Annotated in this window: 14 protein-coding genes; all 14 read right to left on the minus strand. The window is 35.8% G+C overall.

What is annotated here, in order from left to right:
• Window positions 1-7: 7 nt before the first annotated feature.
• Window positions 8-547, minus strand: a complete 540-nt coding sequence (locus ABJN95_RS10980; protein WP_348370446.1) for an NAD(P)H-dependent oxidoreductase — start codon at window positions 545-547, stop codon at window positions 8-10.
• A 5-nt stretch (window positions 548-552) separates the two neighbouring features.
• A complete protein-coding gene (locus ABJN95_RS10985) occupies window positions 553-1,005 on the minus strand; it encodes a DoxX family protein (RefSeq protein WP_348370447.1) in 453 nt (150 codons plus the stop codon).
• 22 nt (window positions 1,006-1,027) lie between these two features.
• A complete protein-coding gene (locus tag ABJN95_RS10990) occupies window positions 1,028-1,669 on the minus strand; it encodes a hypothetical protein (RefSeq protein WP_348370448.1) in 642 nt (213 codons plus the stop codon).
• Between the two features lie 53 nt (window positions 1,670-1,722).
• Window positions 1,723-2,316 (minus strand): Crp/Fnr family transcriptional regulator, encoded by a 594-nt coding sequence (locus ABJN95_RS10995; RefSeq protein ID WP_348370449.1) that lies wholly within the window; start codon window positions 2,314-2,316, stop codon window positions 1,723-1,725.
• Between the two features lie 189 nt (window positions 2,317-2,505).
• Window positions 2,506-2,907 (minus strand): hypothetical protein, encoded by a 402-nt coding sequence (locus ABJN95_RS11000; RefSeq protein WP_348370450.1) that lies wholly within the window; start codon window positions 2,905-2,907, stop codon window positions 2,506-2,508.
• A gap of 572 nt (window positions 2,908-3,479) precedes the next feature.
• On the minus strand, window positions 3,480-4,973 hold the full coding sequence (locus ABJN95_RS11005) for an amidohydrolase family protein (protein WP_348370451.1): 1,494 nt from the start codon (window positions 4,971-4,973) through the stop codon (window positions 3,480-3,482).
• A 344-nt stretch (window positions 4,974-5,317) separates the two neighbouring features.
• Window positions 5,318-6,049 carry an alpha/beta hydrolase gene (locus ABJN95_RS11010; protein WP_348370452.1) on the minus strand — a complete coding sequence of 244 codons (732 nt, stop codon included), beginning with the start codon at window positions 6,047-6,049 and terminating at the stop codon, window positions 5,318-5,320.
• A 196-nt stretch (window positions 6,050-6,245) separates the two neighbouring features.
• Entirely contained in the window at window positions 6,246-6,692 is a 447-nt protein-coding gene (locus ABJN95_RS11015) for a VOC family protein (RefSeq protein ID WP_348370453.1), read from the minus strand.
• Window positions 6,693-6,811: 119 nt separating this feature from the next.
• On the minus strand, window positions 6,812-8,893 hold the full coding sequence (locus ABJN95_RS11020; protein WP_348370454.1) for a penicillin acylase family protein: 2,082 nt from the start codon (window positions 8,891-8,893) through the stop codon (window positions 6,812-6,814).
• Window positions 8,894-9,606: 713 nt separating this feature from the next.
• Entirely contained in the window at window positions 9,607-10,095 is a 489-nt protein-coding gene (locus tag ABJN95_RS11025; protein ID WP_348370455.1) for a DoxX family protein, read from the minus strand.
• 31 nt (window positions 10,096-10,126) lie between these two features.
• Complete coding sequence (locus ABJN95_RS11030) at window positions 10,127-10,693, minus strand: Crp/Fnr family transcriptional regulator (RefSeq protein ID WP_348370456.1); 567 nt, start codon at window positions 10,691-10,693, stop codon at window positions 10,127-10,129.
• 98 nt (window positions 10,694-10,791) lie between these two features.
• Complete coding sequence (locus ABJN95_RS11035) at window positions 10,792-11,166, minus strand: DUF4440 domain-containing protein (RefSeq protein ID WP_348370457.1); 375 nt, start codon at window positions 11,164-11,166, stop codon at window positions 10,792-10,794.
• Window positions 11,167-11,315: 149 nt separating this feature from the next.
• Complete coding sequence (locus ABJN95_RS11040; protein ID WP_348370458.1) at window positions 11,316-12,848, minus strand: alpha/beta hydrolase; 1,533 nt, start codon at window positions 12,846-12,848, stop codon at window positions 11,316-11,318.
• Between the two features lie 290 nt (window positions 12,849-13,138).
• Window positions 13,139-13,735 (minus strand): hypothetical protein, encoded by a 597-nt coding sequence (locus tag ABJN95_RS11045; protein WP_348370459.1) that lies wholly within the window; start codon window positions 13,733-13,735, stop codon window positions 13,139-13,141.
• Window positions 13,736-13,797 lie beyond the last annotated feature (62 nt).

The raw sequence follows: 13,797 nt of genomic DNA on the forward strand, positions 1-13,797 counted from the left end.
GTATGATTCATTTAATATTTAATTGTTGCTCAAAAAGTTGAATTTTTTCAGTCAACACATCTTTTAAGTCCGCGTTTGAAATACCATCCTTTGAAAAATTCTCAAAGAAACTGGGCAAGGAATAATCTGCTACGACATTAGCTCCTAAAAAAGGAAAATAGTTAACCGCTGCCTGTAATACAGAAGTCCCACCACGACCACCAGGTGAGGTTGCCATCAAGAGCGTGGGCTTGTCTCGCCATACTTTTATATTGGCACGAGACAACCAGTCTAAAGTATTTTTAAATACTGCTGTATAGGTTCCGTTATGTTCTGCTAATGCTATTATAAATCCGTCGGCCTTATCAAATACTTCATTGAGTCTTTTTACGGCTGTGGGTATGCCATTTTCATCTTCGAAGTCAACACCATAAATAGGCAGCACATAGTCATTTAAGTCAATAGGAATAAGTGTTACGTGTTCTAGTAGGGCCGAGGTATACGACAGTAACTTTTTGTTGATCGAATTTTGACTATTAGTTCCTGCAATTGTGATTATTTTTTTCATCTGTGTTATTTTTTTGAGATTAAACGATCTATAGACCATTTTCCACTTCCATTAACTACTATACTTAAAGCGAGGCCTATAACTAGAAGCGAAAATTCATAACCTTCACCCGCTTGATTACCAAACCAATTCATAAAAAAACCGTGTTCTAACTGCGTTGTGAATATGATGCCCAAGAACATTCCTGTAAGTGCTACTGCCCAAAATCTACTGAGCAATCCTAGAATCAATGAAATTGAGCCAAAAAACTCTATCATTATTACGGAGAAGCCTACCATACTTGGCAAACCCATTTGGGTAGTTAATGATTCCATAGTTGCTGAATAACCATAGCCACCAAAGAGGCCTAATAGTTTTTGTGCGCCATGCGGAAATAGTACTAATCCGAGGGTCCATCGGGCAATACTCAAGCCAATATTTGGATTTGTTCTTAAAAGTTGTTTCACTGAATTTTTCATAATGTTTACGATTTAAAAGTTTTTATAAAGTTTTACGATAATAGAATCCGAGAGCTGCTTTTTCGATAGGTTGAGGTCCATACTGGTCAAGATCTATACCTAGACCTACCTGATGATCATTAAAGGACACGCCAAATCGTATCTGTTGATAACTCCTTGAATGCATTTTAAACTCATCCCAAATGGTTAAGAACTGACCGTTTAACCAGAGCGATAGCTTATCATTTAGAGGTTTGTTATATTGAATTTGAACAAATACTTCTGCATAGCTAGCATCAGTTTGCTCTGAGTGTGCAACTGTTGGCATCAATACAAATACCAGGCGTGAACTTTTGAATGTGTACTTTGCTGATAGCCGTTCAGAATAGCCTGCAAAGCTGTTATAGTATATGGAAGTGCCTAGCGCAATGTTTTTGGTAATATTCCAAAACAATATGGGTTGTACACCAACCTCATCAAATTCTTGGTTTTCTTCTTTAAACTTTTGAAAGAAAGCCAGCACATTCAGACTTAGTTTCTGACTTTTATTAATAGGATAACTTGAGAATAAAGTGAAATCGGTTTTATCAAAGCCCGAAAACAATTCTACCTGGGTAAATTGAGCTTGTAAAGGATTTAAACATCCGAAGATGAATAGCGAAGAGGTGATGATGATTTTTTTCATGCTTCAAAATTCCGATAGGAGCACATGAAAAAAAATGAACTAGTTTAAGACTTTTACATTCTGTTGACTTTCGAAATAATTTTACTCATAAATTCTGGCGTAATGCCAATATAAGCAGCCAAGTCTTTTTGGGTAATTCTATTGACAATTTTCGGATATTTCTTTTTGAACGCCATATATCTTTCCTCTGCGGTTAAGGATATTCCGTGATTGGAGCGCCTTATATAACTGACAAGCGACCTTTGATACAGTAAACGATAAAATCGTTCAAACTTAGGTATCTCTTGAAATAGCAATTCATAATTTGCCCAAGAAATACCTAATAATTCTGAATCTTCAGTAGCCTGAATAAAATAGCGTGTAGGCTCTTTAGTCATGAAGCTTGACATATCACCAGTCCAATAATCCTCTACTGCAAACATGGATATATGAGGTGCACCATCTTCATCTAAGGTATACACCTTTAAGCATCCTTTTGTTATAAAATACTCATATTGCGTAATGTCACCAGCCTGCATTAAAAAGGTCTTCTTTTTAACTTTTATCGCTGTGAGTAAAGAAAGGTATTTTTGCTTTTCTAACTCGGTTAAATCAATAAACCTCGCAATATTATGAAGTATTAATGTATGTGATGCTGTGTAGTTCAATTCAGGCTTAGTTTGATTCAGTTGTTTTTTTATTAGCTATTTTCTCCAGGTATTGTCAAGGCCTGGGTGTGATTCGTTGCATGGTTTAGCACAAAACTTTGCAAGTACACACCAAACTGAAAATCGGAGAGAATTTTCAGAGGTAGGGGAGAACAGGCAATTACGTATGGCCCTTGTTGGCCGCTGATTTTATTTTTTGCACATCCGAAATAGATTTGATTTTCCGTCAAAACGATTATCAGATAATCGTATGTTTTTTTCGTTTAATTTTCTTTTGTCTTTTCTTCTCAAATGCGGCGGTTCATATCCACATTTCAAATAGTACATCTTATTTATTTCAAGTTGATAATTATCAAAAAAATCCGCAAGCCATTTGAACTCTTTTTTTGATTTTTTCTCAATCTTTACATATTCAGATGCAAGACCCTTTAAATGACGTGTTGACTTTCTTGCAACTATCTTACCATCTTCAGAGTAAATTCCGAAATTAAAAGTCAAATACAAAGGGTTTATCCAAACGTCTGCATCAGTCGGATTTTCAATGATAAAAGTAAGGTTGTTTTGAGACGATAGATCTATACAGGTTTCCATTTCCAATTCCATTTTCAGGTCTTGAGAAAAACAGATACTTGAAATCAATATCAGGACAAGATGTATTATATACCTGTACATGTTTAGATTGCTACCATTGGTTCGGTTAGGGTTCGTTGCCGCGATTCGTCAGGCTACCCTCGCCGTGTTTTTTTAGCGAAGGGGAGCGGACAACGCATCTGAACCTAAAGATAGCTTTTTGCGTGTGATTTTCGTTTAGAAAACCCGCAAGCAAAGCATTTTAGGTTTTGTTGGCCGTAGTGGTATGCTGCTACTCAATGAACAGTTGCTATTTCTGATAGGTTAGGAAAGCAATTTTTAACGATTCCACGTTCACTAATGTGTAGATCATATATGATATTCTTTCTTTTAAAATTTTCCGAAACTAGTACTAAGATTTGCTCGGGCTCAACTTCAGTATAATATGGCATTGAAATTCGTAGGTAGGGGTAGCTTTCAGTTGTTATCTTTTCATTTTAAAAGCAAAGCAATGATTTGGTGGTTTTCGGTAAAAGCGCTGACTTTACCAAGTAAGCGAAGGCTTTATTTGTTAGATACAGTGTAATTGCCAGTTATTCTTTGACTTCTAAATCTTCTCTATTTACGACTTCACCTCCAATAACGACTTTTTCTATAGCATCATAGGCTTCAATATCGCTTAACGGGTTTTTAGTCATCATAATTATATTCGCTTTTTTCCCCATGGCTAATGAACCGAGAGCGGAATCTAAATGAAAAGCTTTGGCATTATTAATTGTAGCAGATGCCAGAATTTTAGCTAAAGGAACTCCTGCCTTTTTCATTAATTTAAGCTCCCAATAGCCATTATGACCTGGCTGGTTCGTATAAATTGGACCTGATGGCGTATCGGTGCCAAATAGAATAAGACCATTATTGTCAGAAAGGTATTTTAATACTAGCATTGCATGGGCCTGCACATTTCCATAGATTTTATGTACCTCTTCTGCATTAGATTCGCTAAAAAGTTCTTGGGCGAACCATTGTGCTTCTTCCGTTTTATACCATTCAAGTAATTTCTTGGGAACCACTTTTTTTAAGGCAGGTTGATTTATAAATTTATTGTCAACCAAAGCTCCCTCTCCTTCAATGACTGTTAATGTGGGCGTATAGCCCATTTGTTTCTGTATCTGTACATCTAAGGTTTCTTTAATTTCTAATGGAAGAGAGTCTGTTGGTACATCTTTATACTTTTCCCAGTTCCATAGTCCGTGCGCTAAAATATCTACCCCTATGTCTGCCAAAAAAGAATGTCCTGTAAGTGAATTTGCATGCACTGTTAGCACCAGTCCATTTGCATGCGACTCGTTGCGTAATTCAGTCATAATACTTTTGGTTGGTACAGGTAAATTAGACATGCGTCCAAAACCTGACTCATAATACGATTTTACAGCTACAGCTCCGGAATTCTTAATACGTTTAACTACTGCTTTTGGGGTATGGTCGGCTGGCTTATATTGATCTGGAATATGTTCCGCCTGACTTTCCATGTAGATGAAATTTGGTTCCATTTCAAATCGAAACTCTTCAGGGGTATAAATCATTGGATAACCATTTGCGACCGCAGCCCCAGAATATCCAATATGAAATAAGTCGGGTTTTAATGGTTGTATCTTATACGCATTGATTTGTTCATCTGATATGCCACCAAGATTAATGATAGCGGTAAAGCCATAGTATAAATAGCTTCTAGGCATTTGGGTATTAAATTCTTTGACCAGTTGAGGATACTTTTCTTTATGGTGTTGCAGCATTCCTTGGACATCTGACATATGAACATGACTATCAATTAACCCTGGAATTACAAATTTTCCCGTGCCATCAATTTGTTCAAATGTTCCGCTTATATTGGGTTCATACTTGCCTACATAAACGATTTTATCTTTTTCGACCACTATATGACCGATATATGGCTTATAATTTCCATCCTCTGTTGAGACTATGGTGGTATTTGATATGTACAGGCCTTGAGTAAGATGCAATTGATCTTTACGCTCTTGACAAGAGCATAAAATTAGTGTAAGGAGTATAGCTACTAGACTTTTCATTTTAAGAAATATAGTGCGTTAAACAAGTAACACGAATGAAAGAAGTTTTTGTTACGTTTTTTTGAGTATTTGGAAGTGTACCTCGTTTGAAATGGCTACTTCGGTCTCGGCTATGGCGAGTAGGGCAGGCAAGGAAACTTTTCGTTTTTGTATGGTCAGCGCGTCAGAGCTATTTGTTTCGTAATTGTTTTTTTTGATTGCCAACTTAGCGTAGCCTTATTACGAATTCCATATTGAAAATAGAAGTCAACTGAGTAAATCGAACAGATTTGGCGGACTTAGTAATTAAACCCAAGCATTTAATTAGAGCGCTTATCGCCCTATGTGGTATAGCCATTTTGGTGCTAGTTGTTTTTTAAATCGTTCTCTAGGCAGATATGAATAAATTGGTTCAAAATTTCTGCAAGTTTTTCGGGAACACTTAGCATTGGTAAATGACCACTTTCAAGTGTTACAATATTTTTGCAATTCAGATTTTTAGCCATTTTCTTTTGAACCGATACTGGAAATTCTTTATCGTTGATCAATTCTACATAAAGTTTGTTTACGTTAGGAATTTTTATTTTAGAATTATCCGTATAAAGGCGCTTCGATTCGGCTGTGAATTTCTCGACAACCTCTTTCACTTGAAATGGGTTTAAATCATTGCACAATCCCTTCTCAATTACTGATTTTGGTGGTTTGGTACCTGCGAATTGCATTACCAAAGGAAGTATTAGCCTTTGAGGAAATGGCAGACAAGAAACAAATGACTTTCCGTTGTCTGGGATTGCAGAACCAATTCCAACGAATCCAATTGTTTTGCTTTTTAAATATTCTGCAATTCTCAGCCCGATAAGTCCTCCTATAGAATGCGTAATAACGATTACTTTCTGTTTTTCAAAACTTGCAGTGTTCGAAATTGCTTTGGTAACGTAATCTTCAAAACTCAATTTCGAATTCGTTTTGTCACCCGTATTCCTATTAGGGAATTCAATCATTAAGGTGGAATATTTTAAATTCGATTTAAGGTCATTCCAAATGTAATTTCCTAAACCTGCACCGTGGATAAATAGTATTCCTAATTCCTCTTTCATCGATGTATTTTCAGTATTAAGCACAATGATCTCGACTAAGATTCGTTGTTGTGATTCGTCTGTCTACCCCTGCCCATAGCTTTATTTAGTGCAGGGGAGAGGAGAAGCAAGCCGAACCTAAAGATAGCCTATTGTGCGTAATTTGCGATTAGGAAATCAGCAAGCAATGCATTTTAGGCTTTGTTGTATGCAGTTTTTAAATCGCGGGGTCATGGCAAACAAATTCAACAATATTAGATTCTGGATCTTTGATAAATATGGATCTCCATTTAACCCATTCAAATATCTTAGTTACATACGCTATTTTGTTTTTTTTACATAAATGCAGTATATCTTCATAATCTAATTTTTCGATTTCGAGTGCGAAATGATGCAATGTGCTATTTACAGGCAATATATCATTCAACTCTTCACTAAAGGCAGTTACATTATTCTTTGCAAATAACGCCAAGGTTTGCGTATGGCCACCAACACCATCTGCAATTTTGAAAAAAGTATAATTTTCGGATTGATTCATTAGTTCAAACCCTATAGTCTTCTGATAGAAATTTTTCATCAATTCCATATCATTTACTCGTAGCACTATTTCTCCTAAGCCTTTAATTTTATGTCCTATCATTTCTTCGTTCCAAATTGCATTCAACAGACTCCGTTATGTGTAATTACTTGGCTTAGTCCTTCACGTTGCAAGTAGGCAGCAAACTAAAAATCTGTGAGGATTTTCAGAAGTAGGCGCCAATAAACGATCACTTACGGCCATTGTTACATATCGTTTTTATTTTCTCTAAGTTCCAAATTCGATTCCTGGTCGATTCGTTTAAACCAGATATTCCTTAGTTTATTCTTACTAAACATTTCTAGTTGGTCTCCAAAATGTTTGTTATCGGGGTTCGATGAATTTCCATAGGTCAACAGTCCTTTAGCGCTTATTTCCGTGCCCATTTCAAGAACAAGAACGAAAGAATCACCAAAATTACCAATGAACTTGCCCTCTTCATTTTGATTTGCATATACAATTCTAAACACACCTAAATGTTGCGGACCGCCTGTTCCGGGATACTCTAAATCTCCTATTTTAAGTTTGTAATATTCGCCATAGGGAATTTCAAGTTTAGGATATTTAGCCAAATGATTTTCAGCAGACTTTTTTATGATGTTAATGACTTCCTCATTATTTACAAATCCGTCTGGCGTATTAATAGGGTCATTAGGTTGCCATGCGTCTTTTAAAAGAGAACTCAATTGAAAAGGACTTGTCTGCTTTTCAGATGCCCAAGTATTGGTGAAGGTCATAAAAAACATAGCACCCAAACTATGGGCGTCATATGAACCGTCCCATTTTGTCATGACATCAATCGCGGCCAATACTAAAGAGTCTGATGTTTGATCTTTTAAAGCCAAAAGGTCATCATGTAAGCGCAGTGCTAGTTCTGCTTTGTTATCATGTTTTAGCTCCACTAAACGATGAAAAGAAATACTATCCTCTTCATGCATTAACCTTGCGGCACGTTGTGGTCTAAACCTCATATTATTTGGTGCAATGTGCGATGCGAAATCCTTAGGGTCTAAAACGGTTGGAAGTGTGTTTACATATGGTGGATCATTGGCATTTTGCAACCAGCCAGAAGGAGGGTTGACCACAGTAGGCAACTCATCACTTTCGTAATAGTCGGTCCAAATATCTGTACTTGAATCACCCGATACAACACCTTGCCATTTATCCCAATCGCCATTCTTTTCTGGTACAAGACCACCAAAATGGTGCATTATATTCCCGTCTTTATCTGCATAGACTGTGTTCAAAAAGGGCATCTGTCTCAAGGCGAGCGCATTTTTCATATCGTCTAAATTTTTTGCTTTCGACATTAAGTCGTATTGTTCGATTAGTGATGTCAAATCATTCATCTGTGCAAATCGTATCGCCAATGCAGTATTTTCAGTCTCTTTGATTACAATACCATGTTTTGTGCGCTTCCTGGTAAAGGTGTTGGTCTTTATCGTACCATCTTCTTGTAATTCTTCAATGACATAATTTGACGCTTCAAACGGGATATATTCATCATCTAGTAAATAGGTTTCACCTTGTTTTTTCATTTCGAACAAGTCGGTATTATCAATGGTGTTTACGGTATGTGTCCATGATACATTATCATTAAAACCGAGTGTTATTGAGGGATGTCCGATAAGGGTTGCGCCATACATATTGTATTCATTGGTAATAAACTGTTGCTCATGCCATAAAAATAGGTCTGACCAAGGTAAATGCGGATTAGCAACCAGCATGGTATTTCCAGTGGCGGTTTTGCTTCCTGAAAGTGCCCATGAATTTGATCCGCCTTCTATTTTTTGATTGGTTAAAAAGGTGCCTCGAATAAGAAATTCATAATTCACAACACGGAAACTGTGAGCAATGATATCATTAGCAGTAATCGGTAATACCTTTTTATAGTTCTCATCCAATTCGTTGCTATTCTTGGCTGCATATGCATTAATTCCAGCGACAAAAGATTGAAGCATTTCTTGATATTTCGGTGCCAAGTCGTCGTAAGTAGGTTGCAATTGCTCGTAAAGTCCTAAATGATGTAATGCTTTATTAATCTCAAAACCTTCTCCCCATAATGCTGCACTCGTACCTCTAGCTTCTCCATAGAGTTTTAACATGAGATTTCCATGATTTTTCATCTGCCCCCAGGCAGACATGTAATACAAGTCATTGTCAGAAGTAGCATAAATATGTGGAACACCATAAGTATCCCAAAGAATTTCGTTTTCCGAAATGGTTTTTTCGGATTGCTTACACGATAGTAAACATAATACTGCTAGTAGAAGAATATTGTTTTTCATATAGTTGGTTTAAATGATATGCAAGGTGTTCGTGTGTGATTTGTTCCACCTAGAATCCGAAGGATATGTAGTAGCAGCAAATCGGTTGTTTAAATATACATTTAAATTGGAGTAGAAGCGAAGCATTAATGACATACATAGTTGTACGCTAGCTTTCTTCAGCTAAATTTTATCTATCAGATTTGATGCAGTACCGGAATTGATTCAATTCTTAGGCGTTACATCGGAAAATTCGTTATACAAAACGTAATTAAAAAACATAGCGATAGGATACTCAAATTAACTAAGGCGCGAAAAATCCATTTCTGTATACTAAAATCATGTTTTAAATATTTTGTAATTAAAACAGCAAATCCCATTATAGTAAACCATATGGTAAAGAACAATGATATTTTAGCTCTATAAATAGTAGTTATTAGGTCGTGCATAAATCCACAGCATATAAATGTAAATAGCAAAGCAATTACATCGGGAATTTCTTTTTTTAAGGGTTTAAATACATACTTTCCTAAATAGTATCCAAAAATAGGATTCCAATAATTCCAAAAAGCAGAAAAATTTTTTGCACCTAAGGAACGGTATAAATTGTTTCGCAATGATTTAGCACTTCCTATCGGTACGCCGTTTCTTTTACGTATATATTCATTTAATGTCATTGTAAACAAGATTCGATTTTTTTTGTTTGCAAGCATTGTAGACTTCAAGCTTTTGCTTTAAGGAATTCGTATTGCGCTAAAATACGTCCAAACAATAAACAGCAATTGCAATGGAATTCTAAACCATAGATAGGAAAGACCATTTCCATCAAATGTGCCTTTTTGATAATTCACATTATTTAAAGACGCATAAATATTTGCTGGTAACATCAATATTAGAAAAATAACCAAAGCCCATGCACTAACCACTTTTAATTTTGGAACAAGCAAGCCAATGGCCAGGAGTATTTCAAATAATCCTGTTAAATGAACAAAAGTCTCCTTGTATGGAATACATGGTGGAATCATCATTGACATGCCTTTGGTAAATGCGAAATGTCCGAGAGCTGTAAAACATAACATTACCGCCATTGCTATTCTTGCTGATAGGGCAAAATTGTAATCCTTATAGAAAATTCTTATTACAAAAATTGCAATTACAAAGCTTGATAAAAGTACTGCCAATGGTTTCATATTGTCTTCTTTTAATTCAATTACAAAGTTCATAAATGAATATTGAGTTGACAATGAACCTGAGTTAAGTAATTCGTTTACGTATTCTACTTAAGGCTTGAGGAGTAACCCCAATATAGGAAGCAATATATTTTAATGGGATGTGTTTCAGTAAGTTTGGACGTTCCAAGAACAAGTCTAAATAGCGTTGTTCTGCTGATTTGTTTAGTAAGGAAATTTCTCTTTTCGATTTTATTAAAAACATATTCTCCGCCATTTTTCGCCCAATTAAATTTCCACTTTTGTTGTTTTTGTACACAGCTTGAAGGTCTTCGAACGAAATTCGCCACAAAGTGGTGTTTGTAAGTGTTTCGATTTGATAATGAGAAGGGGTTTGGGTAATAAAGGAATCATAAGCAGTAACAAATTCGTTTTCAAACACAAACCCAAAAGTTAAATCACTGTCTTCTTGAGGTATAAAGATTCTTACTATTCCTTCAGCAATAAAAGATAAGTAGTTTTCTACTACACCTACTTTTATAAGGGTCGAATTTTTATTTACAGTTTCCCGAAACAATTTTGAAGAAAAAAAGTCCCATTCAGCACTATTCATTGGATATATATTGTCAATGTAATTTTTTATCTCTTCCATTCGATGAATTTTTAGCTTGCGTATATAGTCTTTAACAAACAGTCTTTTTAATGCGGTTTATTTTTTGTTAGCAGCAGTTCTTTTTGCTTTGCACACTATTAATCACGCTGCCTTTTACTTAGATTTTCTGTAAGCAAAATCCAATTTCCATTTTCATTAATTAGCACTGTGGTCCCGACACCATTTCCTCTTGTAAGATTTTCATTGATTATTCCTTCCCAGTAGAATTCAAACACAAAAGCTGCCATTGATTCATTTTTAAGAATCCATCGTACGTTTTGTATTGAGTATTGCTCGCTCTTAATCATTGCAAAATTGCTTTCAAAGGCTATTTTAACTTTTGATTTCCCCATATGAATTGCGCCATTAGAAAAAGTTACACAGGCATTTTTATGAAACAACGGGTCAACTTTGTTCCAATCTTGCGTTTTTAAGGCACCTTCATATTCTTTAATAAAATCTTCTGGTTTCATTTCAAACTATGTTCTATTAAAATTGCTGTTAACGGTCTAGTGTATGCGTAGTAGCAGATTTCTATTCACAAACCTTTCGGTTTTACAAAGACCTTCGTTTTATGTTTATAGCTCTCGCGATTACTAATATAGCTTGTTCACAGCAAGTTTTATTTGATTTTAAAACCATTTTTCAGCAAAAATTTTTCTGTAAGTCTTCTTCTATCATCAGCATCCTTTTGAGAACTTCCTCTAAAGTAAAAATGTCCTGCACCGGCATATGAACGTGAAGTGAAACTGTTCTTGGTTTTTTGAATGGCAGCTCTGAATTTTTCGAATTCAGAAAATGCAACCATATCATCCTCCTCACCGTGGAAGGCGAGTATGGGTGGGAGGTTTTCCTCGATAAGAAAAAGTGGCGAGATTGTTCTTGTGTCGTAATTACTATTGTATACATCTCTACCAGCGATATCATATGGGCAAGAACCCAGAATTATGGCATCAGGTTTTGAACTGAATTTTGAAGTAACCCCAAAATCTTCAGGGTTTTTAATCATTGCTGAAACCAAGGCTAAATGTGCACCTGCAGAAAAACCTTCTGCCAAAATTTTGTTTGGGTCAATGCCTAATTCCTTCGCGTTTTCTCGTACCCAAGCTATCGCGCTTAGTGCATCACTTACTGAAGCTTTCACAGCTGTACCGTGGATATTCCTAAGACGATAATCGAAGGCAAAAGCAACGCTTCCTTCTTCTGCGGAACGCTTACAAGCGCCATAACTCCATTCAGGCAATCCAATCGCCCAACCCCCACCGTTAAAAAACAAATGTGCCGGTTTTGCCTGACTTTTATCGTGATTTTCTGGATAAAAAATATGGGCATTAAGGGTAATACCATCAACAGTTTTGTAAACTTTTATTTCGCTGGCATCATTCCTTCTGTCTTTACCCATTCTGTAAGTATCCTTAATTTCCTTCACATACTCTTGATTTTTGACATCTTCCAAAGCTTTCGCAAAAGCATAATCAAACGCCTCGACGCGATAGGTCCAAATATTGGAAGTAAAATGCTCCTTGATGAAAAAATCTTTAATACGCTGTTGCGCGTCTAAATCAACTATGGCATCATAACGTGTGTCTAAACGCTTTACAGGAACATATTCAAGGTGCAAAAACTTGTATTCTCCCGCCGAAAGAATGTCTAAATAAAAATTCACACATCTTCGATATTCTTTAAACTGCACTAAGGATGGGTCATCAAAGCTCCCCTTCATTACGTCTTCAAAATAGTCACTAGAAACGCTTGCTTTTTTCTTAAAATTTGCAAAACGATAATAGTTATTCGGGTATAACAAGCGATATCGTTTGTGATTGAATTTTGCTTCGGTCAATAGGCTATCAATTTTTAGCGTATTTCTCTCTTCAAAATTGTCTTCGTAGTTCTTGACCAATTTATAAACGCTTTGCTCCAAAGAATCAATAATTGAATTAAAGCGCTCTAATTCAGGACTGAATATCTTTTCACGGTTAGCGGTCACAAAGGAATCGTTTTTCCTGACGAGCTTGCTGTAAGCCTCCAGCAATGACTGCTTTTGTTTAGCAATAGGAGTCGAAGAAATCGCCTTGCTTTCGACATCAGTTTGTGCGATCACTAGTGTGAATTGGAACAGCGCAATTGTGATCATGAAATATTTAAAATTCGCCATCACTTTAAGATTATTATTGCAGGTTTGCTTGTTCTCATTTGGACTATGAAAGTAGGAGAAGGTTTAAGCTAATGTTGAATTATTATGCTTGCAGAGAATGGTTGAGCTATGAACAGTACGGGAGCAAACCAGCGTTTGACTTGCGCCATGCATATCTCGAAAGCCTTTTGTTTTGTATTTCTTTTCCTTAGTTTATAGCAAAATCCAAACGATTTTGCATACTTAAAATACACAAACCTTTGGGCAAAGCCCGATGGCCTAATAGCTAATAGGTTTGGTTGTGTGTAGTTTTATTTTTTCAATACGTATTCATCTATTATTTCGAGACCAAAAAGACCTGTCTTCAAATTTAATTCAATTGATTTATATTCGGCATAGTTTGCATTCGAATCCCAGCGTTCAGGTAGATTAAAAGATTTCAGTATTTCATTCTCTTTTAAATATACTTTCGGATTATTTCTACCGATTCTCCGTCGGCCTCCAGTGGAGTAATTTCGTACGATTTTTTCAACTTGCAATTCAACTATGACAGACACATTGCTTTTTCCAATATAATTAAGGCCAAGTACCGTTCCATTAATCACACTTCCAAAAACTATAACTCCACCTATGGTCATAACTATACCTATAAAGAGCATATAAGACTTAAGCTTAATACCATGTAGTTTTTTGTAACTTTTCGGGTTTAATAAGTCCGTTTTATTTATGAAAAAGATAGCGAAGATTAAACCGCATAACATAGCACTACCCCAATACAAATTTTCGTTAAAAAGAGTTTTTTCATAAAATTTCCATGAGATGATATGAAATACACCTCCAATCACGATAAATAGTTTATAATGTTTAAAAAGTTTCTTTTTCTTTTTCTTTGGTTTCTTCTTACCCATATTTTCAAATTCCACATACGGTTAGTGCATGATTAGTTGCGAACTTTTCCAACGGAAAATAT

Source organism: Maribacter sp. (assembly GCF_039974175.1).
Lineage (GTDB): Bacteria > Bacteroidota > Bacteroidia > Flavobacteriales > Flavobacteriaceae > Maribacter_C.

What these genes read in the sequence shown, in the direction of transcription:
- ABJN95_RS10980 (WP_348370446.1), bottom strand. Translation starts at nt 547, where the DNA reads ATGAAAAAAATAATCACAATTGCAGGAACTAATAGTCAAAATTCGATC.
- ABJN95_RS10985 (WP_348370447.1), bottom strand. Translation starts at nt 1,005, where the DNA reads ATGAAAAATTCAGTGAAACAACTTTTAAGAACAAATCCAAATATTGGC.
- ABJN95_RS10990 (WP_348370448.1), bottom strand. Translation starts at nt 1,669, where the DNA reads ATGAAAAAAATCATCATCACCTCTTCGCTATTCATCTTCGGATGTTTA.
- ABJN95_RS11000 (WP_348370450.1), bottom strand. Translation starts at nt 2,907, where the DNA reads ATGGAAACCTGTATAGATCTATCGTCTCAAAACAACCTTACTTTTATC.
- ABJN95_RS11005 (WP_348370451.1), bottom strand. Translation starts at nt 4,973, where the DNA reads ATGAAAAGTCTAGTAGCTATACTCCTTACACTAATTTTATGCTCTTGT.
- ABJN95_RS11010 (WP_348370452.1), bottom strand. Translation starts at nt 6,049, where the DNA reads ATGAAAGAGGAATTAGGAATACTATTTATCCACGGTGCAGGTTTAGGA.
- ABJN95_RS11020 (WP_348370454.1), bottom strand. Translation starts at nt 8,893, where the DNA reads ATGAAAAACAATATTCTTCTACTAGCAGTATTATGTTTACTATCGTGT.
- ABJN95_RS11025 (WP_348370455.1), bottom strand. Translation starts at nt 10,095, where the DNA reads ATGAACTTTGTAATTGAATTAAAAGAAGACAATATGAAACCATTGGCA.
- ABJN95_RS11030 (WP_348370456.1), bottom strand. Translation starts at nt 10,693, where the DNA reads ATGGAAGAGATAAAAAATTACATTGACAATATATATCCAATGAATAGT.
- ABJN95_RS11035 (WP_348370457.1), bottom strand. Translation starts at nt 11,166, where the DNA reads ATGAAACCAGAAGATTTTATTAAAGAATATGAAGGTGCCTTAAAAACG.
- ABJN95_RS11040 (WP_348370458.1), bottom strand. Translation starts at nt 12,848, where the DNA reads ATGGCGAATTTTAAATATTTCATGATCACAATTGCGCTGTTCCAATTC.
- ABJN95_RS11045 (WP_348370459.1), bottom strand. Translation starts at nt 13,735, where the DNA reads ATGGGTAAGAAGAAACCAAAGAAAAAGAAAAAGAAACTTTTTAAACAT.